This window comes from Methylobacterium guangdongense (genome assembly GCF_038442355.1).
In the GTDB taxonomy this organism is placed as follows: Bacteria; Pseudomonadota; Alphaproteobacteria; order Rhizobiales; family Beijerinckiaceae; genus Methylobacterium; species Methylobacterium guangdongense.
The window spans coordinates 1-19,150 of the sequence record NZ_JBBXMX010000003.1 but is presented as its reverse complement, the minus strand read 5'-3'; the positions used below and the strand labels follow the sequence as shown (position 1 = coordinate 19,150).

Genomic DNA, 19,150 nt, shown 5'->3' with positions numbered 1-19,150 from the left:
GGCGGCACTCGCCTCAGGGCTGACGATCGCGCCGCGTTGCCTCATCCTCGGCCGCATGCCGCTTCTTCGCCTCGATCACCTCGTCGATCCAGGCGATGGCCATCTCGTGCGCATCTATCGCCCGGACGTCGCCGACGCTCTGGCCGATCTGCCAGCGGTGCCAAGACCGGACGTCGGAGAGCGCCTGCAGGTAGGCCTTCTGCTCGGTGGTCATGACACCCTCGAACCTCTACCGTTGGGGGCAAGGCAAGCGCCTGATCTTACACGCGGTTTGCCGCGTCATCCACACAACTCCACCGTAATCTTGGCTACCCTCCCCTGCACTGGCTGAACGGCGTCTCCGCTGGTTTGTTCTTTATTTGTTCGCGGTAATAGGAGCACCAAAGTGGGCTACCTGGGTAATGTGCAGCCAGGCCGGGTGTGGGTCGATTGCACCTCCTGCAAGCGCTCGGGTCGCTACAGCGTTGCGAGCCTGCTGGAGCGCTTCGGGTCCGACATCTCGACCAGCGATCTGCTACAGCACCTGACGGCGTCGTGCCGCCACCAGCGCGCTCCCGGGGCACAGCCCGCGCGGAAATACGAGCCTCTATGCCTCGCGGCGATCACGCTGCCCCAGCCCGTGAAGCAGATCTCGCCGGTGCCACCGGGCGTGCCCTACACCATCGAGGTCTGGAAGGAGAAGGGTGGCGGCATCGAGTTGCACCTCGCCACGATCTACCCGCTGCCGGTGGCGATCGCCGCGTTCGAGGCGGTCTGCCTGGAGTGGCCCACGCACGAGGTCACGCTCCGGGACTGGGCGATCATCGAGAGGCGGGAGCGGCCCCCGCAGAACTCCAGCGCGGAGCTTGAGGCGTCCCGCTCCTGATCGCAATCCCGGCTTCCTCCAGGCGCGCCAGCACACGGGCGGCATGCAGGGCTCGCTCCTGCCCCGGTAGCCCGGCGCGCTCGGCGATCTCGGTGGCGGTCGACGGCTCGCACGTTAGTGCGGCCAGCACGCGCGGGCGGATGTGCTGTCGGGGGCGAGCGCCGCGAGGCGATGGGACTTTCGGCATGGCGCCTGGCTACCGGGAGTTGCCGCGATCGACCAGCCTATATCACGTGGCGAGGCGACATAGCTCGGCATCCCCCTCATGCCGCAAAACGGTGCCGGGCGCTGTATTGGTGCTTTTCGCGGACCGAGAAGCCATGAGCTTCATCAAGCATTCGCGCGCCGGTCGCATACATGCCTCCTCGGAGACACACCAGTGGCCCAAAGCCAAGATCGTATCGCGCAATTTCGACACTGCCTTGCACTTAATCGTCAGAATACACGGGGCGACACTTTTCAATCACGTCACACAATCCGCTGAACACGACACGCTCATCGAGCGTGAAATCGCATTGTAGGTCAACCGCGTTGCTGTCGACTGTTTCTTCCCACGGCGTAATAAGTTCAGGACAAGGATCCCGGTAGGCTCGAGCGTCCCAACCGAAGTTCCTGGGACCTATGACGACGCCGGGTTTGCCGGCGATAAGTACTGACTTCGTCGTGCTCGTACCTTGCCCAGAGAGATGAACGTGGGAATAAAAGGCAGCGATAATACCGTCGGCTATTGTCTTGCCTGACGAATGAACAACTCTGATATCGGCCCGCAAATTACCCTCTATCGACTGAAAGAGTGCCAGCTCGTCAACGGTTGTAGTTTTGGGGCTGGATCCTGCAGTGACCGAGAACCCATCAATAATCAACGCCATGTTCGGATATTTCTCAGATATTTCATTAAAAAGCGAGGCAATTTTCTGCCCAGACACCAGCCATCGGCGATTGTGAGCTCGGAGAGACAGGAATATAATTGGAAAATGAGCCGCATTGAGATCCTTAACGATGGTCATCCACTCTGGAGTGGCGTGCTCGTGTGCAAAATCTACAATCCGGCCGGCTAAGTCTTGCGTAACGTAACCGCCTGTTACGCGAACAGCGTAGGAATTTGCGCGCCATAGCGCATGATTAAGCTCGATAACGTCCTTAGGAGACCATCGCTCAATCATCCCGGCGGCATTTATCTCCGGAATAAGCCGCGCAATGGAACCGATGAGCTCGGGCGCCATCACTTTTACGACTTTGATTTTATTGCTCAGTCCAGCTTTGGCGAGGTGCAAGGCACCCTGTAAGGCGGAGAAGACGTATGTGCTGAGAAAGTCCAATTGCCCAACTAACAGGTAAGGCTTGTTTCCAATTCGATCTCGATTGCTGGCTAGATATTTTCTTGTTTCCCCAACATCAAAGGCCAAAATTGCCTTGAGGTCGCCGACCATATCTTGCAAGTAACGGGCATATTCTTGAAAGCGAGCACGTACCACAACGCAATTTTGCCTGGGCTCAAACAGCGCTATGGGCCAATGATCCTCAGAGGCAAAAATAGCAAACCAGGGGTTGGGCGACATGAAATAATAGGCAATCACAGATCCATATGTTCGCTGCGACGGGTTAAAATCGAGGACGATCGAAGTCGAAGATACCTCCACTCCGCCGAACGGTGAACGCAGCTGGACACACCCGTTCCGAACGGCGTCAATCTGTATAGCGCGCGCAGAATCGGTGAACTTCATGCGTTCCTCAAGATAAGCTGAATTTTTACTTCGAAAGGCCACCCCCAACCCGGCGGGCACACACACATCCTTGAAGAATGATGCAGCTCTAAATTCAAGCCCGAATATATTTCGGATCCCGTTATCATCATCAGAATACAATGTAATCGGCGGGCTTGAGTAGAAGTATTGTTTAAGTGCCTCGTAATCTAAGAGATCTGATCCACTGTATGTTACTTCTTTTGATTTCTCAGATTCAAGAGCTGCACTTAATCGCCTCGGCGCGATGTGGTGCATCTCAATCATCTGTTGTGCAATACTAAGAGCAGAGCTGCCGCCGCTTATCTCGGTCGCTTCACGCAGCCGCCGCGCTAGAACGGGATCAATTGGCAAGCCCAACTTCACGATACTCTTAACAGTCAATAGTATTAAGTTATGAGATATTTCCGATCCATTGGCATCCGATATGTATCTGAGCGAAGCAGCGACCGCATGGAATGGGTCCCCCTTCTCATTATGCATCATCAACGCCGTTTCTATTCCAGGCAAGTATTGGCTGTGTTGATCTATAAGAATTCGACAGCTCTGCAATGCTTCCGTCGATTTACCGTCCGCCCATTGAGCATGAGCAAGATGAAGGCGTATTTCAGCCTGATCGCACCCGTTCTCAAGCATTGTCACTAAAATTGCTTGAGCTGTCTGCTGCCGCCCCGAGTTCATGAATAGGGCCGCGGCGTTAAGGAGCGTTGCAACTGCCGGAGCGGTATAGGCGAAAGCGGAGCGAAAATGCGCAAGAGCCGAAATTGGCTTCCCATCGGATTGAAGCGCAGTACCTAGTGATAAATGTTCCGATGCCGCCGTCCAATCGCCTTCAGCTGCAAGATCAAACCGACTTCTGATGAGCAAACCTTCGTGCGTCAGTCCAGTTATATGCCCGGCATCTGGTTTACTCAAGCCAATATTTATTAAATCTATAAAATGCTGCTCATCTTCTCGCGTTAGCACCTCTTGGGTCATGACTATCCTCGTAATTTCATATACCCGAGTCAGGTGCTTCGCTCATGCGTCTTCAACCGACTTCCGCCGTCGAGGCGAAGCAATCTATGTTCAGAAACTTCCTGCCCTATCTGCCGGGTCATTGCGCTTTCCAGGCCGAGCCCGCGCGCCCGCGCGTCCAGCTGCCTCACAATTAACTGGATCGCGGCCAGTTCGTGCGTGACTCTCGGATCCTCGCTCATCCCTGGACCGGGAAGCCCAGGATCACGGCGGTCTTCACCATCGTGCGGCGCAGGCCGGGTTTGGTCTTCTCGTCGGCCAGCAGCGCCCTGGCCTGCGGGTGCATCTCGATCGCCTTCGCGACGTCGATGGTGTGGCCGTACTTGAAGGCGAAGGGCTTGGCCGATTCGTCCGCGAGGTAAGCCGCCGTCGCCGCTTCGATCTCTTCGTCCGACACCTCGGACTTCCGGCGCAGGTCGCCGACGCTGGGTATCTCTTTGGCCATGGTGTCGGGCTATCGCGGGGCGGACCGAGTGTCGAGCGATCTGGCGCCGCGCGACCGAATCGCGCTATTTTGGGCCTCGGAAGGTTTGTCGAAAAGCCCAGAAAACCCTTATCTCTCAATGAGCGGTTTGCCGCGTTTTTTCGAGCTAAGTGTTTGATAATATTGATTTCGACAGTGGACTCTGACTCCTCTAGTCCTGGTTCGAATCCAGGTCCCCCAGCCACCGAGTCACCCGTTATCGTCCGTGAGCTTTGAACGACCGAAGCGCGCCGCGCGCCCCGTTCAACCGGACGCAGATCAGAACCCAAATGACTGGATCATCCCGACACCCCATTGGGTATCGGTCCGCATGCCTTACTCCGGGAGCGGACGCCCGGTGGTCTCCGGCATGAACCACGGCACGATTAAGCCGATCGCATAGACGCTCGACATCGTCAGGGCCGCTGCGGCCACGCCGCCGAAGGACGTCACGATCTGCCCGGCGATGACGGGGAAGATCCAGGCGATCAGCCGCGCGCCGTTGAACACAAAGCTCGCCGCGGTCGCCCGCACAGCCGGCGTAAACAGCTCCACCAGATAGATCGCCATCCACGAGAACGCGAAGCCCAGGGTGAAGAACCCGTTCAGGAAGGCCAGGCCCATGTAGGTGGTCAGCCCGCCGGTCCAGAGGTAGCAGGCGAGCGACGTCGCGATGCATCCGGTATAGGTGAGAATCAGGAAGGGGCGCCGTCCGAGCGCGTCGGCCACAAAGCCTGAGATGACGTACGCGGTGATCGCGCCGACATTGTAGATGATGCCCATGCGTGGGCCCCAGACATTGGCCGGCTCGCCGGCCGCCTTGGCCAGCCCCTCGGTGTAGGCTGGCAGCCAGGACGAGACCGCCCACCAGCCGACCGTCGTGGCGAACGACATCGCGGTGGCGAGGAGAACGCGGCGCCGGCTCTCAGGCTCGCGGAAGATCTCAGCCAGGGTGAACGGCCGCTCAGTGCCGCGGGGGCTTTGTCCCGGTTGCCCGGCGGTCGCCGACCAGCGCTGTGCCTTCAGTGCCTGCATCCACTGCTCGGATTCGTCGAGCGCCCGTCGCAGGTACAGGCAGACGAAGGCCGGCAATGCACCGAGCGCGAACATGATGCGCCACGATTGGTCGCCCATCGGGTTGGTGGCGGCCAGCACGGCCCACACGATGGCGGCGAGCACCGCGCCGCCGCCGAACCCCGATTGCAGGAATCCACAACCCTTCGGCCGCGCCCGGTTCGGCCAGGTTTCCGCCACGAGGGCGATGCCGGTGGACCATTCCGAGCCGATGGCGAGGCCGGTGATGAAGCGCAGGAGCGCGAGTTGCGTGAAGCTTTCGGCGAAAGCGGTCAGTCCGGTGAAGATCGCGTAGCCGAGAATCGAGATCATCATCATGCGCTTACGGCCGATGTAGTCGGCCGCGATGCCGCCGATCAGCCCGCCGATCCCCCAACCGAGCAGCGTGATCCCGATGGCGAGCCCGACATAGAAGGCAGGGGCCTGGGCCTGCTCGGGGGTCAGGATCGTGTTGAGCGCCGGCCGCAGGGCATAGACCAGGGCGACCGCCTCGTACCCGTCGAAGATCCAGCCGAGATAGCTGCCCCACAGGATCCGCCAGTGCCGGCGGGTCAGACCCGCATACCACGGCGCATCGGCATCCTCGCGCAGCAGCGCCCCGCCAGAACTCATATCCGCCTCCCGATGGTGGGGCTCGGAGCCCCCTCAGTCTCGCGTGGTGACGTCAGGCGACGGTACGAGCCGGCTCGGCCTGGATGCGGTGGCGCAGCCAGTTGATGACCCCACCCGCGAGCAGAATCTCGATCTGGCGCGGCGACAGGTCGTGCCGCATCCGAATGGTGTCCGCTCCACCGCGGACCTGCGCCGTGATCTCCCGACCGGCTGCCAAGGCCTCGGCAATACCGGTGATGGCGATCGTGTCGCCCATTTCCAGCCGGTCATAGTCAGCCGGGTTCTGGAAGGTCAGCGGCAGGACGCCGAAATTGACGAGGTTCTGCCAGTGGATCCGGGCGAAGCTCTTGGCCAGCACGACCTCAAGCCCGAGGTAGCGTGGGGCGAGCGCCGCATTCTCTCGGCTCGAACCCTGGCCATAGTTCAGGCCGCCCACGATGGCGTGGCCGGCGCGCTCCTTGCCGCCCTGCTTCGCCCGTTTCGGGTAGGTGTCGTCGATCGGCTCGAAGGTGAATTCGCTCGTCTTCGGGATGTTCGACCAGTAGGGCATCACACGGGCACCCGCCGGCATGATGTCGTCGGTCGAGATGTCGTCGCCGGTCTTGAGCATCACCGGCACGCGGATGTCGGCGCCGAGCTTGCCGAGATCGGGCAGCGTCGTGATGTTCTCGGACTTCTCCAGGCGGACCGCGCGGGCCTCCGCCTCGGGCAGGGGCGCCACCAGCATCGTGGTGTTACCCGGCACCATCGTGGGCGGCACAATCCGCGGGTAGGGCATGTCCAGCGTGCGCGGATCGGTGATGACGCCGGTGAGCGCCGAGGCGGCGGCCGTCTCCGGGGAGCACAGGAACACGCTGTCCTCGCGGGTGCCGGAGCGGCCAGGAAAGTTGCGCGGCACCGTCCGCAGGGAGTTGCGCCCCGAGGCGGGGGCCTGACCCATGCCGATGCAGCCGTTGCACCCGGCCTGATGGACCCGCGCGCCGGCATGAATCAGGTCGGAGAGCTGGCCGTCCCGGATCAGGGTCTCCAGCACGACCCGGGTCGAGGGGTTGATGTCGAAGGACACCCGGTCGTGGGCGGTGCGGCCCTTCACGATGGCGGCCGCCACGGCGAAGTCGCGGAAACCCGGATTGGCCGAGGAGCCGATATAGGCCTGGTAGATCTCGGTGCCGGCGACCTCCGAGACGGGCACCACGTTGCCGGGGCTCGACGGCTTGGCGATCATCGGCACGAGGGAGGACAGGTCGACCTCTTCGTAATCGTCGTAAGTCGCGCCCTCGTCCGCAGCGAGCGGTGTCCAGTCGCCACCGCGCCCGACGCCGTCGAGGAAGGTCTTGGTCGACGCGTCGGAGGGGAACACGCTCGTCGTGGCGCCCATCTCGGCGCCCATATTGGCGATGACGTGCCGGTCCATCGCGGTCAGGCCCTCCAGGCCCGGTCCATGATACTCGATGATCCGGCCAAACCCGCCCTCGACGCCGTGGCGGCCGAGCAGCGTCAGGATCACGTCCTTGGCGCTCACCCAATCGGGTAGGCTACCGGTGAGCTTGATGCCCCAGATCCGGGGCATGCGCAGCTGCAGCGGCTCCCCCGCCATGGCGAGCGCCACCTCGACGCCGCCGGCCCCGAAGGCCAGCATGCCGAGCGAGCCGGCCGCGGGGGTGTGGCTGTCGGAGCCCACCAGGGTCTGCCCGGGCTTGCCGAAGCTCTGCATGTGGACGGGGTGGCTGATGCCGTTGCCCGGCCGCGAGTACCAGACGCCGAAGCGGCGGCAGGCCGAGCGCAGGAACATGTGCTCGTCGGCGTTGAGCTGATCGTTCTGGACGAGGTTGTGGTCGATGTACTGCGCCGCGAGACCGACCTTGACGCGCTCGACGCCCATCGCCTCCAGCTCGAGCATGACGAGGCCGCCGAGCACGTCCTGCAGGAGCGTCTGGTCGATCCGAAGCGCGATCTCGCCGCCGGGCGTGAGATCGCCCTCGACGAGATGCGATTGAACGAGCTTCTGCGCCAGGTTCAACGCCACCGTTTCGCTCCCCTTTTCGCGATCGACCGCGCCGTTTGACATCGGCTGGTGCTGTGTTGTGCGCGAGTTAGAGTAGAGCCGACCGTGCGGAAGACGACCCGGTGACACGGGCTCGTTTGTGTTGACCCCGACGATACAGAGCAGTCGCCTATCGGGCTGCATCGTTGGCGGCTCAAGACGGGGTGTTCTCAGCGGCGGGCGCCGCGCCTAGGAACCGGCCGCCGGTCGTCCGTTCGCCCCCCGTCGATGCGGACCGGTCGCGAGACCACCGATCTTGAACCATGAACGCAGGGTTCGGCCGCTACTGGTCAGCATCTTGGACCTGCGTGGAGCCGCTCGAAAAAGGTTGCCGGCTCCGACCAATGCACCCGCTCACATCGCCATCGCGCTGTTACATCTCTTTGTCCGCCCTCGACTTGAGATCGAGCCAAGCCGCGCCATCCTGCGCTCTCGATCAGCCTGGAGAGCTGGTCGCGGAGGAACCTCATGGCGATTGTCCCGGCCGATCCTGCCCGCGAGACCGGCTTGGCCGCCGGTGATCCGGGCCCCGGGGGATCGCTGGAACGGCTCGGCATCCGCTTCACCAACTGGGCGGAACGCTGGTTCCCGGATGCGTTCATCTTCGTGGCCATCGCGGTGGTGATCGTCGCCCTCGGCGCGCTCGCCAACGGCGCCCCGCCGGCCGCCATCGCGAAGAGCTTCGGGGACGGCTTCTGGAGCCTGATCCCGTTCACCATGCAGATGGCCTTCGTGACCATCGGCGGCTACGTCGTGGCCACGTCGCCGCCCGTCCAGGCGCTGATCGAGCGCATGGCCCAGGTGCCGAAGACCGGGCGCGGCGCGGTCGCGTTCGTGGCCGGCGCGACGATGATCTCCTCGTTCATCAGCTGGGGACTGAGCCTGATCTTCGGCGGCCTGCTGGTGCGCGCGCTCGCCCGCCGCGCCGACCTGCGGATGGACTACCGGGCGGCGGGCGCCGCCGCCTATCTCGGGCTCGGCGCGACCTGGGCGCTCGGGCTCAGCTCCTCGGCGGCGCAGCTGCAGGCGAACCCCGCGAGCCTCACCAAGAACCTGCTCGCCATCTCGGGCGTGATCCCATTCAGCGAGACGATCTTCCTCTGGCAATCGATGCTGGTCGCCGCGATCCTGTTCGTGGTCTCGATCGCCATCGCGTACGCCTCCGCGCCCCGCCGCGAGACGGCCGTCACCGCCGAGACGCTCGGCGTCGATGTGGCCCGCGAAACGAACGACATCCCGCCCGCGCGCCAGCCCGGCGAGTGGCTGGAGCACTCGCCGATCCTCACCATTCTCCTCGTGGTGATCGCGGGCGGCTGGATCGTGCAAGAGTTCGGCCGCCAATCCTGGATCGTGGCGATCTCGAACCTGAACACCTACAACCTGCTGTTCCTCACGCTGGGCCTGTTGCTGCACTGGCGGCCGAAGCGCTTCCTCGTGGCGGTGGCGAAATCGGTGCCGGCCACCGCGGGCATCCTGATCCAGTACCCGCTCTACGCGGCGATCAGCGGCATGCTGACCGGACCGAAGAACGCCGCCGGCGCCTCCGCGTCCGATGCGATCACCCATGCCTTCGTCAGCCTCAACACCACCGGCACCTTCCCGCTGACCATGGGCGTCTATTCGGCGATCCTCGGCTTCTTCGTGCCGTCGGGCGGCGGCAAGTGGCTGCTGGAGGCGCCCTACGTGCTGCAGGCCGCCAACGAGCTGAAGGTTCATCTCGGCTGGGCGGTGATGATCTATAACGCCGCCGAGGCGCTGCCGAACCTGATCAACCCGTTCTGGATGCTGCCGCTGGTCGGCATCCTCGGATTGAAGGCGCGCGACATCGTCGGCTTCAGCTTCCTCCAGCTGATCGTACACCTGCCGCTGGTGCTGTTCCTGCTCTGGGCGCTCGCCTTCACGTTGACCTACCACCCGCCCGTGATGCCGTAACGGCGCGGTTATCGGGGGTTCGGCGGCGGGGGCGCATTGACGCGCGCGACCGCCGCCGCCTAGATCGCGGCATGCGCAGGCGCCAGCCCCGGATGGTCCAAGGCCGCGCGATCCTTGCAGTGGTCGCGCTCTACGCGCTGCTGCTTCAGGCCTTCCTGGGGTTCGCGACGCCCGCCCGCGCCCTGGCGGCGGCAGTTAGTGTGCTCTGCGCCGAGCATGCGCCGGGTGGTCCGGAGCATGGGCCGGTCCAGATCCACGCCCATGCCTGCTGTACGCTGGTGCAGGCGACGGCCCTGGCCTTGCCGACCGCCGCCCCGGCCGTGGTCGCCTCCATCCCCGCGCCGGCGCAGCACATCAGCTGGCGACCTGAGGCCGAGCTTCCGAGGACCGGCCCACCGCCCCGCGTCGGCACAGCACGAGGTCCGCCCGCCGCCTGACGATCCCCACCCCGATCGCTCAGGCCCGGACCCATCACCCATGTCCATCGTCGTTTCCGGCAGCGCCCCCGCCTATGGGGCGGGCGTCGCGCTGCGTGCCTCACGCGAGGCCGTCTATCGCGCCGTCTGGCGCTGGCATTTCTATGCGGGCCTGCTGTGCCTGCCGTTCCTGATCACCCTATCGGCGACGGGGTCGCTCTACCTGTTCAAGGACGAGATCAACGGCAGCCTGTTCGCCTACCGGACGCGCGTCGCCGTCCGCGCAACGCCTCCGCTCGGAGCGGATCGCCTGATCTTCAACGCGATGCAGGCCGTGCCGGACGCCCTGCCGGTGTCCTACACCGACCCGGCGACGCCGGAGACCTCCGCGTTGGTCACCCTGGCGGCAGGGGATCACAGGATCCTCGTCTACCTGGATCCCTATACGGGCGATGTTCTCGAGAGCGTCGCCCGCGATCACGAGTTCATGGTGGTCCTGCGCGGGCTGCACAGCCTCGCCTATCTCGGGCCGGTGGCGAATGCGGTGATCGAGGTGGTGGCGGGCTTTGCCGTCATTCTCGTAGCGACCGGCGCCTATCTGTGGTGGCCGCGTGGGCAGGGTGGCGGCGTGATCCGTGTGCGCGGCACGCCGCGGCGCCGGGTCTGGTGGCGCGATCTCCACGCCGTCACCGGCTTCCTGGCGGGGGGCGGCCTCCTGTTCCTGGCGCTGACCGGCCTGCCCTGGTCGATCTGGTGGGGGCAGCAGCTGCGCGGCTGGTCGAACGCCGCGGGCCTCGGCCAGCCCGCCGCCCTCTGGGCGCACCGGCCGGTCTCGGCGGTGCCGCTGCGCGACCGGCTCACCGATCCGGGCTGGACCCTGGAAGATGCGCCGGTCCCGCGCTCGGAACCGGCCGCCCCGGCGGCGGAGACGCTCGGGATCGATCGGGCCGCCGCCCTTCTCAGCCAGCGCGGGATGCCGCGCGGCTACGAACTCGCTCTGCCGGTCGGGGCCGACGGTGTCTACGCCGCTTCCGTCTACCCCCGCGATGTCACCCGTCAGAGGGTGATCGCCCTCGATCAATATAGCGGCGTGCCTCTGCTCGATGTCCGCTTCGGCGATCTCGGCCCGGTGGGGCGGGCGATCCAGTACGGCATCGGGATCCACAAGGGCGAGCATTGGGGCCGCGCGAACCAGTTCGCCATGCTGGCCTTCTGCCTCGCCACCATCCTGCTCGCCGTCACCGCCGGGACCATGTGGTGGAAGCGGCGGCCGACCGGCGGCCTCGGCGTGCCGCCCTGGCCGCGGGACCGACGCGCCATCGCGACGGTGACCCTGCTGGTCGCGGGCCTCGGCGCCCTGTTCCCGCTGACCGGCCTCGCCATCCTGGGGATGCTCGGCCTCGATCTCGGGGCGCAGCGCCTCCGACGACCGGTCCGGGGCTGAATCCGGTCGGACGGGCTCGATGCCCGTGTCTCACTCATCGGGTTGGAGTCGCCGGAGGCCCGGCCTGCTCGGCACCGGACTGATCGCGCTCGCCCTCTGGGTTCAGGCGCTCGCCCCGCTCGGGGCGCTGCGGATGATGCTCGGCGCGCCCGCAGACCGGCCCCTGGGCATCCTGTGCGGCCATGGGCCGGACCGGGCCGCGATCTCGCCCACGGTCGATCAGCCGGGCCCGGCAGCGCCGGACTGCGCCCTGTGTCGGCTGTGCCGGGCCGGACTGGCGCCGCCGCCCGTGCCGGGGGGACCCGCGCCCGCGCGCAGGTTCCGCTGGCAATCGGTCGCTTGGCCGATACCGCCACCGATCCGGATCCCGTTCGAAGCCCGTCGCGCCGCGCGTCCCCGCGCGCCACCCACAACCGCCTGATCGCCCCCTCGAACAGGGCGGCTGCGCGCCGCCCGACTTTCCCGATCAGACGAGACCGCACGATGTCCATCGATTCAGCCGCCCTGCACCGCGGCACCCTCGCCCTGCTGCTCGCCGGCAGCCCCCTCCCCGCGCTCGGCGAGACCTCCGTGACGTTGGAGGAGCTGTCCGTCGAGGGCGAAGCCCAGCCCGCCACCGGGCGAGCGGGGCCGGCCGCCTTCGGCGTGGCGGCCCCGCCGGGCGCGGCGCCCTACGTCATCGCGAACCCGGTCGGCGAGGTCGTCTCCCAGATCGACCGTGCCAACACGATCGCCGACAGGCCGGCGACGAGCATCGGATCGGTGCTGGTCAACAGCCCCGGCGTCACCGTGCGCCAGGGCAACGGCGGCCGCGACGTGGTCATCTCGATCCGCGGCAACAACGCCCGCTCCACCGGCGTGATCAAGAACACCGTCGTGCTGGAAGACGGGTTCCTCCTCACGCAGCCGGACGGCGCCTCGCGCTTCGACCTCACCGATCCCCGGGCCTACAGCCGCATCGATGTGTTCCGGGGGCCGCAATCCCCGCTCTTCGGCAACTACGCCACCGGCGGCGCGATCGCGTTCCGCACCCGCACCGGCCGCGAGATCGACGGCTACGAGATCGGGGTCGATGCCGGGAGCTTCGGCTATCTCAGCAACTATTTCACTGTGGGCGGCGTCAGCGGCCCGGTCGAGATCAGCCTGTTCGCCAGCGACGTGCGGGCCAACGGCTATCAGGACCATGCCGCATACGACACGCAGACTATCAATCTGCTGGCGAGCTACACCCCGACGCCGGACAATCGTTTCACCCTCAAGGTGATCAACAACACCCTCGACGCCAACCTCGCGGCCCGGTCCTCGTTGGCGCAATACCGCATCAATCCGTACCAGCGGGGCTGCGCGGCGGCGGCGAGCGCGGCGCCGGGCTGCACGACCTTCGCGCTGTTCCGCAACGGCGCGTTCGGGGCTCAGGTGCCGGTCACCGCCGATGAGGGCGGCTTCGGCCGCAACGACCGCCGGACCATCGTGGCGGCGCGCTGGGAGCACGATCTCGACGCCTTCACGACATGGCGGACGCAAGCCGGATTCGACGAGCGCAACTTCAACCAGCCATTCTATACGAACGCCTTCCTGGGCTCGTTTCCATCCTGGAACGTGATGAGCGATCTTACCCGGCGCGGCGACCTGTTCGGCCTACCCGCGGTCGGCTACGTGGCGCTCGCCTACAACACGATCGACAACCACACCGCGACCTACAATCGGGCGCCCTATGGCGGCCCGCGGCTCGGGGCGCTGATCGGCGATCAGGGCGCCGTGCAGTCGAATCTCGGCGGCCGGGCGCGGCTCGAACTCGCCTTCTCCGATCGGTGGACCGGCGTGCTCGGCTTCAGCGCCGAAACCACGCGGATCATTGGCCGCAATCTCGCCTACAGTTACGCGGCGAGCGGCACGACCCGGACCGTGGCGGATGCCGACCGGAGCTTCCTCAACGTCGCCCCCGAATTCGCCCTGGTCTACCGGCCGGACGAGGCTTTGGCGTTCCGCGGCCGGGTCGCGACCGGATACGCGACGCCCGCGGCCTCCAACCTGTTCGTCACCCCGAACGGGCTGCCCGGCAACAACACCCAGCTCCAGACCCAGGAGAACCTCGGCTTCGACCTCGGCATGGACTGGAGCCCGGTCGAGACCCTGCGGCTCAGCCTTACGGGATTCTACGAGTTCTTCCGCAACGAGCTGGTCTCGCAATCGCCCGGCGCGGGCCTGCAGACCTATACGTTCAACGCCCCGGCCTCCGAACATCGCGGGATCGAGGTCGGCGCCGACTGGGCCTTTGCCCCCGGCTGGCGCGGGACGCTGGCCTATAGCTTCGATGACCAAGTCTACACGCGCTACACGGAGCAGCTCAGCGCCGGCAGCCTGACCCGCCGGTTCGATCGCGCGGGCAACCAGATTCCCGGTGTGCCGGCCCATCAGCTCCTGGCGCGCGTCGGCTACGATGTCCCGGCCGGTCCGCTCGCAGGCCTGGGCGCCTTCGTGGAATCTGTGGTGCAGGGCGACTTCTATCTCGACAACGCCAACCAGCTGAAAGCCCCGGGATACGCGATCGTCAACGCGAACCTGCATTACAACACCGAATTGACCAGCGGATACGCCAAGCGCCTCAGCATCTATCTCGAGGTTCGGAACGTATTCGACACGACATACGTCTCATCGGCGCAAAATCTAGCGAATTCGATCAACGGCACAACCGGTATTCAGAACAACGCCGCGGTCCTCGCAACCACCACGGGATCGGTGTTTGCAGGTGCGCCCCGCAACATCGTCGGCGGTATGCGGCTGTCATTCTGAAAACCAAAGTTCGGCGGGCACGTGGTCTTAGCGCTGAGCTTGGGCTAAGCTATGGCTCGGGCATTCGGTAAGCGCCGTGTGCGCGCAGCTTGGCCCATTCGGCCGGCCAACCACGGTCGAGGGGCTCGGGGATCGGATGAGACGGCGAACCGTGATCGTCGGCATGGCGCGGCTTCTGTCGTGTCGGCCCCGCGCGGCCGCGGACGCCGCCGTGGCGCGCGCGGCGGACCCGATGGCCGCATGACGAAACGCGACCCAGCGCCGAGCGCTCCGCGAATGCAGTTCCGTCTGCGGCTGTCGGGGAAATTCGCGGTCGCCTTCGTGGGCCTCGTCACGCTGGTGCTGATCATCAACGGCGCCGTCGACCTGTTCCTGAACTTTCAGGAGGCGAAGGAGAACGCCATCGCGGTGCAGCGCGAGAAGGCGCGCGCGGCGGCAGACCGCGTCGAGGCCTTCGTATCGGAGATCGAGAATCAGATCGGGTGGACGACGCGGGCCGAATGGCGTCGCATCGGGCCGGAACAGCAACGCTACGACTTCATCCGCCTGATGCGCCAGGCGCCGGCGATCACCGAAGTCTCTTATCTCGACCCGAGCGGGCACGAGCAGCTACGGGTCTCGCGCCTGGAACCGGACGTGATCGCGAGCGGCAAGGACTTCTCCACGGCACCGCGCTTCACGCAGGCGCTCGCGGACAGGACGTGGTTCGGACCGGTCTACTTCCGCCGCGGCTCCGAGCCCTACATGACCGTCGCGGTCGCCCATGCGGGGCGCGATCCCGGCGTGACCGTCGCGGAAGTCAATCTGAAGCTGATCTGGGATGTGGTCAGCACCATTCATAATGGTGCGACCGGCTACGCCTTCGTCACCACGGCGACCGGGCGGCTGATCGCGCACCCGGATCTGAGCCTCGTGCTGCGGGATACCGACCTGTCCGGCCTCCCGGAGGTCGCCGCCGCCCTGCCGGGCGCTGGAAACGCCCGCGACTATCAGCTCGCCACGTGGCTCGACGGGGGCCTCGTCCTGGCGGCGCATGCCTCCGTTCCCCGGCTCGGCTGGATCGTGTTCGTCCAATTGCCGCTGCGCGAGGCGATGGAACCGCTCGTCGACTCGATGCTCCAGACCCTGGCGCTGCTGGGCCTCGGCCTGCTGCTGGCCACCGTGGCGGGCACCTTTTTGGCCCGGCGGATGGTGGTGCCCATCCGCCAGCTCCAGGACGGCGCGCAGCGCTTCGGCGCGGGGGATCTATCCGAGCGCATCGTGATCCGCACCGGCGACGAGATCGAGACCCTCGCGCACCGCTTCAACGCCATGGCGAGCCGGATCCAGGAATCCTACGAGACGCTGGAAGCGAAAGTCGAGGAACGGACGCGCGATCTCAACCAGTCGTTGGATGATCTCCAGAAGGCCCAGAGCCGCCTGGTTCAATCCGAGAAGCTCGCCTCGCTCGGCCAGCTGACCGCCGGCATCGCCCACGAGATCAAGAACCCCCTCAACTTCGTCAACAACTTCGCGGCGCTCTCGAAGGAGCTCGGGGACGAACTCACCGAGATCCTGCGGACGGCCGCCCTCGATTCCGAAACCCGCGCGGAGGCCGACGAGATCGCCGACCTGTTGAAGGGCAACCTCGACAAGGTGGTCCAGCACGGGATGCGCGCCGACTCGATCGTCAAGAACATGCTGCTGCACTCGCGCACGGGATCCGGCGAGCACCGCCCCGTGGACATCAACGCCCTCGTCGAGGAGAGCCTGAACCTCGCCTATCACGGGGCCCGCGCCGCCAAGCCCAGCTTCAACGTAACCCTGCAGCGCGATTTCGAACCGGCCGCCGGGCTCGCCGACGTCTACCCGCAGGAGATCACGCGCGTGCTCCTGAACCTGATGTCGAACGGGTTCTACGCCACCGAGAAGCGGGCCGACAACGGCGAGCCGGGCTATGCGCCGACCCTGGCGGTCTCGACCCGCGACCGCGGTACCGCGGTCGAAATCCGCGTTCGCGACAACGGGACGGGCATCCCCGAGGGCGTCAAGGCCCGGATGTTCGATCCGTTCTTCACCACGAAGCCCGCCGGCGAGGGCACCGGGCTCGGCCTGTCGCTCAGCCACGACATCGTGGTGAAGCAGCATGGCGGGACGGTCGATGTCGCGACGGAACCCGGCCAATTCACCGAATTCACGATCACGCTCCCACGTGGCGGTGCGGCGACGGCCGCGCCGGCACGCGAGCCCGAGAGTCAATTATGAAGGTCCTGATCCTCGTCGTCGATGACGAACCCGACGTCACCGAGCTGTTCCGGCAGCAGTTCCGCCGGGACTTGCGCGCGGGCCGCTTCGAGATGGCGTTTGCCCACTCGGCCGCGGAGGCTCTGGAACGGGTCGAGGCCACGAACGGGCCGAACCTGTTCCTGATGGTCTCCGACATCAACATGCCGGGGATGACCGGGCTCGAACTGCTGCCGCTGGTGCGCACGGCGCGGCCCGATGTGCCGGTCATCATGATCACCGCCTACGGCGACGCCGAGACGCGTGCGCAGGCCGAGGCCGCCGGGGCGGTCGGCCTGATCACCAAACCCATCGATTTCACGGTGCTCAAGGCCGAGATCGAGCAGCGGCTCGCCGAGCGCGCGGGGACGGCATGAGCGCCGGCCTGCCCAGGGCGAAGATCCTGGTGGTCGACGACGAACCGGATCTCGAGACGCTGATCACCCAGAAATTCCGCCGCCAGATTCGCCAGGGGGCGGTCACGTTCCTGTTCGCGCATGACGGGCAGGAGGCGCTGGACAGTCTCGCCGTCCATCGCGACGTCGACATGGTGGTGTCCGACATCAACATGCCGCGCATGGACGGGCTGACCCTTCTGACCAAGCTGCAGGACTTCGCCGACCGGCCATCGACCATCATCGTGTCTGCCTACGGCGACATGGCCAATATCCGCACGGCGATGAACCGCGGCGCCTTCGACTTTCTGACGAAGCCGATCGATTTCGGCGACCTGGAAACCACGATCGCGCGGACGCTCACGCATGTCGGGGCGCTGCGCGAGGGGCGGCGGCGGCAATCCCTGGCCGAGCGGGCGCACGCGTCGCTCGCACGCTACTTCTCGCCGAACCTTGCCGAACGGCTCGCCGGGGACGCCTCCGGCCTCGAACTCGGCGGACACCGCCGCGACGTGGCCTGCCTGTTCACCGACATCGCCGGCTTCACGAGCCTCGTCGAGAGCCTCGATGCGAGCCTGCTCGCGGAGATCCTGAACGGCTATCTGGCCGAGATGACCGATATCGTCTTCGCCCATGAAGGGACGGTGGCCAAGATCGTCGGCGACGCGCTTCACGTGCTGTTCAACGCGCCCGGGGACCAGCCGGACCATGCCGCCCGGGCGGTAGCCTGTGCCCTCGCCCTCGACCACGCAGCCGAAGACTTTCGGGCCCGCTGGCGCGAGCGCGGTATCGCGTTCGGGATGACACGGATCGGCGCCCATGCCGGGCCGGCGATCGTCGGGAATTTCGGTGGCGGCCGCTTTTTCGACTACACGGCCTACGGCGACACCATCAACACGGCGGCCCGGCTGGAGAACGCCAACAAGGCATTCGGGACGCGGATCTGCGTCAGCGAGACCGCGGTGATCCGGGCGGGCTCGTTCCGCGGCCGGCCCCTCGGCGATCTCGTGCTGCGCGGGAAGCAGGAGGCCCTGCGCGCCTTCGAACCCCTGACCGAGCCCGATTACGACGGGGATGCACTGCGCCAGTACCAGGAGGCCTTCGCCAAGCTGGAGGCTGGCGAGGCCAGTGCGCTGCCGGCCTTCGCCGCCCTCGTCGGCCTGCGCCCGGACGACAGCGTGACGGCCTTCCATCTCAAGCGCCTGCTCAACGGATCGAGCGGCACGCGGATCGAAGTTCGCTGAAGTCGCCTCTGCAAAGCGAGGTTTACCGATCCGTCATCGCGACCATTCGGTCGCGATGACGGAGAGATGCGTTCAGCCGAAGGCGGGGAGCCGGCCGTCCGGCGAGTAGCGGTCGATCGCCGAGGGCAGATCGCGGGAGAGGCGGGCGAGTAGCTCACCCCGGCTCAGGCCGGTCCGCTGTTCGAGCGCCGCGAGGGTCTGCGGTCCGATGGCCCGCTCCAGATCGGCTTCCGGGATGTCACGGTTCGGTCCGTGATTGATCCAGGATTGTGCGGTCTCCGCGTGCCCACCCTTGGTGAAGTGCTCGACGAGTTCGCCGAGGCCGCGGCCGAGCAGACCGCCGACCCCCACCGAGCCCGCACCGCCGAGGAGCCGCTCCAGATTGCCGGGCATGGTCGAGCCAGCACCCGCGGGTTCGGTCGGGATGGGGCGCGCGGTCGGGGTGGTGGTGGTGCCGTGATGGCCGAGCCATTCGGCGATCTTGTCGCGGTTCTGATACCCGGCCACGGCCAGCAGGCCGAGCAGCGCGGTCATCGACGGATATCCATCGCTCATGGCGTCATCCTCGTCTTGGTTTGGTTCTGTCAGCTCCGCCGGGTCCGTGAACCACGGTCACGTGTCGCGAAGCGGTGGAAAGCCTCGGCCTGGGCGCCTCGATCGGCCTTTGCCCACCGGGCGACGCGCCGTGACTGCGCATCGCCCGGTGGAATCGACGCGGTGTCAGCGCTTGCCGGTGACCTTGTCGGCGAGGTGCTGGGCGCCGTCCTTGACGTCGCCCACCGTCTTCTGCGCCTCGCCCTTCAGCTCCTGCGCCTTGCCCTCGGCCACCAGCTTGTCGTTGCCCGTC

The 19,150-nt window shown here is 65.9% G+C and carries 16 protein-coding genes; 9 read left to right on the top strand and 7 right to left on the bottom strand.

All coding sequences use genetic code 11. The annotated features are described in order from the left end of the window. Nucleotides 1-13 precede the first annotated feature (13 nt). Nucleotides 14-214, bottom strand: coding sequence for a hypothetical protein (locus AAHG09_RS07010; RefSeq protein WP_342106250.1), 201 nt, complete (start codon nucleotides 212-214; stop codon nucleotides 14-16). Between the two features lie 171 nt (nucleotides 215-385). On the opposite strand from AAHG09_RS07010, the gene AAHG09_RS07005 reads away from it, so the two are divergent. Continuing rightward, complete coding sequence (locus tag AAHG09_RS07005) at nucleotides 386-865, top strand: hypothetical protein (RefSeq protein ID WP_342106248.1); 480 nt, start codon at nucleotides 386-388, stop codon at nucleotides 863-865. A 428-nt stretch (nucleotides 866-1,293) separates the two neighbouring features. Here the strand turns inward: AAHG09_RS07005 and AAHG09_RS07000 are convergent, their stop codons facing one another. The 4 genes from AAHG09_RS07000 to AAHG09_RS06985 all read right to left on the bottom strand — a co-directional run bounded on the left by AAHG09_RS07000 (nucleotide 1,294) and on the right by AAHG09_RS06985 (nucleotide 7,799). Further along, a complete protein-coding gene (locus tag AAHG09_RS07000) occupies nucleotides 1,294-3,585 on the bottom strand; it encodes a tetratricopeptide repeat protein (protein ID WP_342106247.1) in 2,292 nt (763 codons plus the stop codon). A gap of 217 nt (nucleotides 3,586-3,802) precedes the next feature. Next, nucleotides 3,803-4,069 carry a hypothetical protein gene (locus tag AAHG09_RS06995; RefSeq protein WP_342106246.1) on the bottom strand — a complete coding sequence of 89 codons (267 nt, stop codon included), beginning with the start codon at nucleotides 4,067-4,069 and terminating at the stop codon, nucleotides 3,803-3,805. A 354-nt stretch (nucleotides 4,070-4,423) separates the two neighbouring features. Further along, nucleotides 4,424-5,773, bottom strand: a complete 1,350-nt coding sequence (locus tag AAHG09_RS06990) for an MFS transporter (RefSeq protein WP_342106245.1) — start codon at nucleotides 5,771-5,773, stop codon at nucleotides 4,424-4,426. Between the two features lie 52 nt (nucleotides 5,774-5,825). Then, nucleotides 5,826-7,799, bottom strand: a complete 1,974-nt coding sequence (locus AAHG09_RS06985; protein WP_342106244.1) for an aconitate hydratase — start codon at nucleotides 7,797-7,799, stop codon at nucleotides 5,826-5,828. 486 nt (nucleotides 7,800-8,285) lie between these two features. Between AAHG09_RS06985 and AAHG09_RS06980 the strand changes: the two genes are divergently transcribed. The 8 genes from AAHG09_RS06980 to AAHG09_RS06945 all read left to right on the top strand — a co-directional run bounded on the left by AAHG09_RS06980 (nucleotide 8,286) and on the right by AAHG09_RS06945 (nucleotide 18,303). After that, on the top strand, nucleotides 8,286-9,749 hold the full coding sequence (locus tag AAHG09_RS06980; RefSeq protein ID WP_342106243.1) for a short-chain fatty acid transporter: 1,464 nt from the start codon (nucleotides 8,286-8,288) through the stop codon (nucleotides 9,747-9,749). Nucleotides 9,750-9,841: 92 nt separating this feature from the next. Beyond that, a complete protein-coding gene (locus AAHG09_RS06975; protein WP_342106242.1) occupies nucleotides 9,842-10,186 on the top strand; it encodes a hypothetical protein in 345 nt (114 codons plus the stop codon). A gap of 40 nt (nucleotides 10,187-10,226) precedes the next feature. Beyond that, a complete protein-coding gene (locus tag AAHG09_RS06970) occupies nucleotides 10,227-11,609 on the top strand; it encodes a PepSY-associated TM helix domain-containing protein (protein WP_342106241.1) in 1,383 nt (460 codons plus the stop codon). Nucleotides 11,610-11,628: 19 nt separating this feature from the next. After that, nucleotides 11,629-12,030 (top strand): DUF2946 family protein, encoded by a 402-nt coding sequence (locus AAHG09_RS06965; protein WP_342106240.1) that lies wholly within the window; start codon nucleotides 11,629-11,631, stop codon nucleotides 12,028-12,030. A 62-nt stretch (nucleotides 12,031-12,092) separates the two neighbouring features. After that, nucleotides 12,093-14,402 (top strand): TonB-dependent receptor family protein, encoded by a 2,310-nt coding sequence (locus tag AAHG09_RS06960; RefSeq protein WP_342106239.1) that lies wholly within the window; start codon nucleotides 12,093-12,095, stop codon nucleotides 14,400-14,402. 276 nt (nucleotides 14,403-14,678) lie between these two features. Further along, nucleotides 14,679-16,646, top strand: coding sequence for a sensor histidine kinase (locus AAHG09_RS06955; protein ID WP_342106237.1), 1,968 nt, complete (start codon nucleotides 14,679-14,681; stop codon nucleotides 16,644-16,646). Continuing rightward, entirely contained in the window at nucleotides 16,643-17,041 is a 399-nt protein-coding gene (locus AAHG09_RS06950) for a response regulator (RefSeq protein ID WP_342106236.1), read from the top strand. The genes AAHG09_RS06955 and AAHG09_RS06950 overlap by 4 nt, the downstream gene beginning before the upstream one ends. After that, the gene (locus AAHG09_RS06945) at nucleotides 17,038-18,303 is read left to right on the top strand and encodes an adenylate/guanylate cyclase domain-containing protein (protein ID WP_342106235.1); all 1,266 of its coding nucleotides are present in this window, start codon (nucleotides 17,038-17,040) and stop codon (nucleotides 18,301-18,303) included. The genes AAHG09_RS06950 and AAHG09_RS06945 overlap by 4 nt, the downstream gene beginning before the upstream one ends. A 72-nt stretch (nucleotides 18,304-18,375) precedes the next feature. Here AAHG09_RS06945 and AAHG09_RS06940 read toward each other — a convergent pair whose 3' ends face one another. Next, nucleotides 18,376-18,858, bottom strand: a complete 483-nt coding sequence (locus AAHG09_RS06940) for a YidB family protein (RefSeq protein ID WP_342106234.1) — start codon at nucleotides 18,856-18,858, stop codon at nucleotides 18,376-18,378. Between the two features lie 165 nt (nucleotides 18,859-19,023). Continuing rightward, the coding region (locus tag AAHG09_RS06935; protein WP_412760009.1) for a CsbD family protein at nucleotides 19,024-19,150 on the bottom strand (127 nt) is incomplete at its 5' end.

Coding starts and splice junctions, on each gene's coding strand:
- AAHG09_RS07010 (WP_342106250.1), bottom strand. CDS start 214: ATGACCACCGAGCAGAAGGCCTACCTGCAGGCGCTCTCCGACGTCCGG.
- AAHG09_RS07000 (WP_342106247.1), bottom strand. CDS start 3,585: ATGACCCAAGAGGTGCTAACGCGAGAAGATGAGCAGCATTTTATAGAT.
- AAHG09_RS06995 (WP_342106246.1), bottom strand. CDS start 4,069: ATGGCCAAAGAGATACCCAGCGTCGGCGACCTGCGCCGGAAGTCCGAG.
- AAHG09_RS06990 (WP_342106245.1), bottom strand. CDS start 5,773: ATGAGTTCTGGCGGGGCGCTGCTGCGCGAGGATGCCGATGCGCCGTGG.
- AAHG09_RS06980 (WP_342106243.1), top strand. CDS start 8,286: ATGGCGATTGTCCCGGCCGATCCTGCCCGCGAGACCGGCTTGGCCGCC.
- AAHG09_RS06975 (WP_342106242.1), top strand. CDS start 9,842: ATGGTCCAAGGCCGCGCGATCCTTGCAGTGGTCGCGCTCTACGCGCTG.
- AAHG09_RS06970 (WP_342106241.1), top strand. CDS start 10,227: ATGTCCATCGTCGTTTCCGGCAGCGCCCCCGCCTATGGGGCGGGCGTC.
- AAHG09_RS06965 (WP_342106240.1), top strand. CDS start 11,629: ATGCCCGTGTCTCACTCATCGGGTTGGAGTCGCCGGAGGCCCGGCCTG.
- AAHG09_RS06960 (WP_342106239.1), top strand. CDS start 12,093: ATGTCCATCGATTCAGCCGCCCTGCACCGCGGCACCCTCGCCCTGCTG.
- AAHG09_RS06955 (WP_342106237.1), top strand. CDS start 14,679: ATGCAGTTCCGTCTGCGGCTGTCGGGGAAATTCGCGGTCGCCTTCGTG.
- AAHG09_RS06950 (WP_342106236.1), top strand. CDS start 16,643: ATGAAGGTCCTGATCCTCGTCGTCGATGACGAACCCGACGTCACCGAG.
- AAHG09_RS06945 (WP_342106235.1), top strand. CDS start 17,038: ATGAGCGCCGGCCTGCCCAGGGCGAAGATCCTGGTGGTCGACGACGAA.
- AAHG09_RS06940 (WP_342106234.1), bottom strand. CDS start 18,858: ATGAGCGATGGATATCCGTCGATGACCGCGCTGCTCGGCCTGCTGGCC.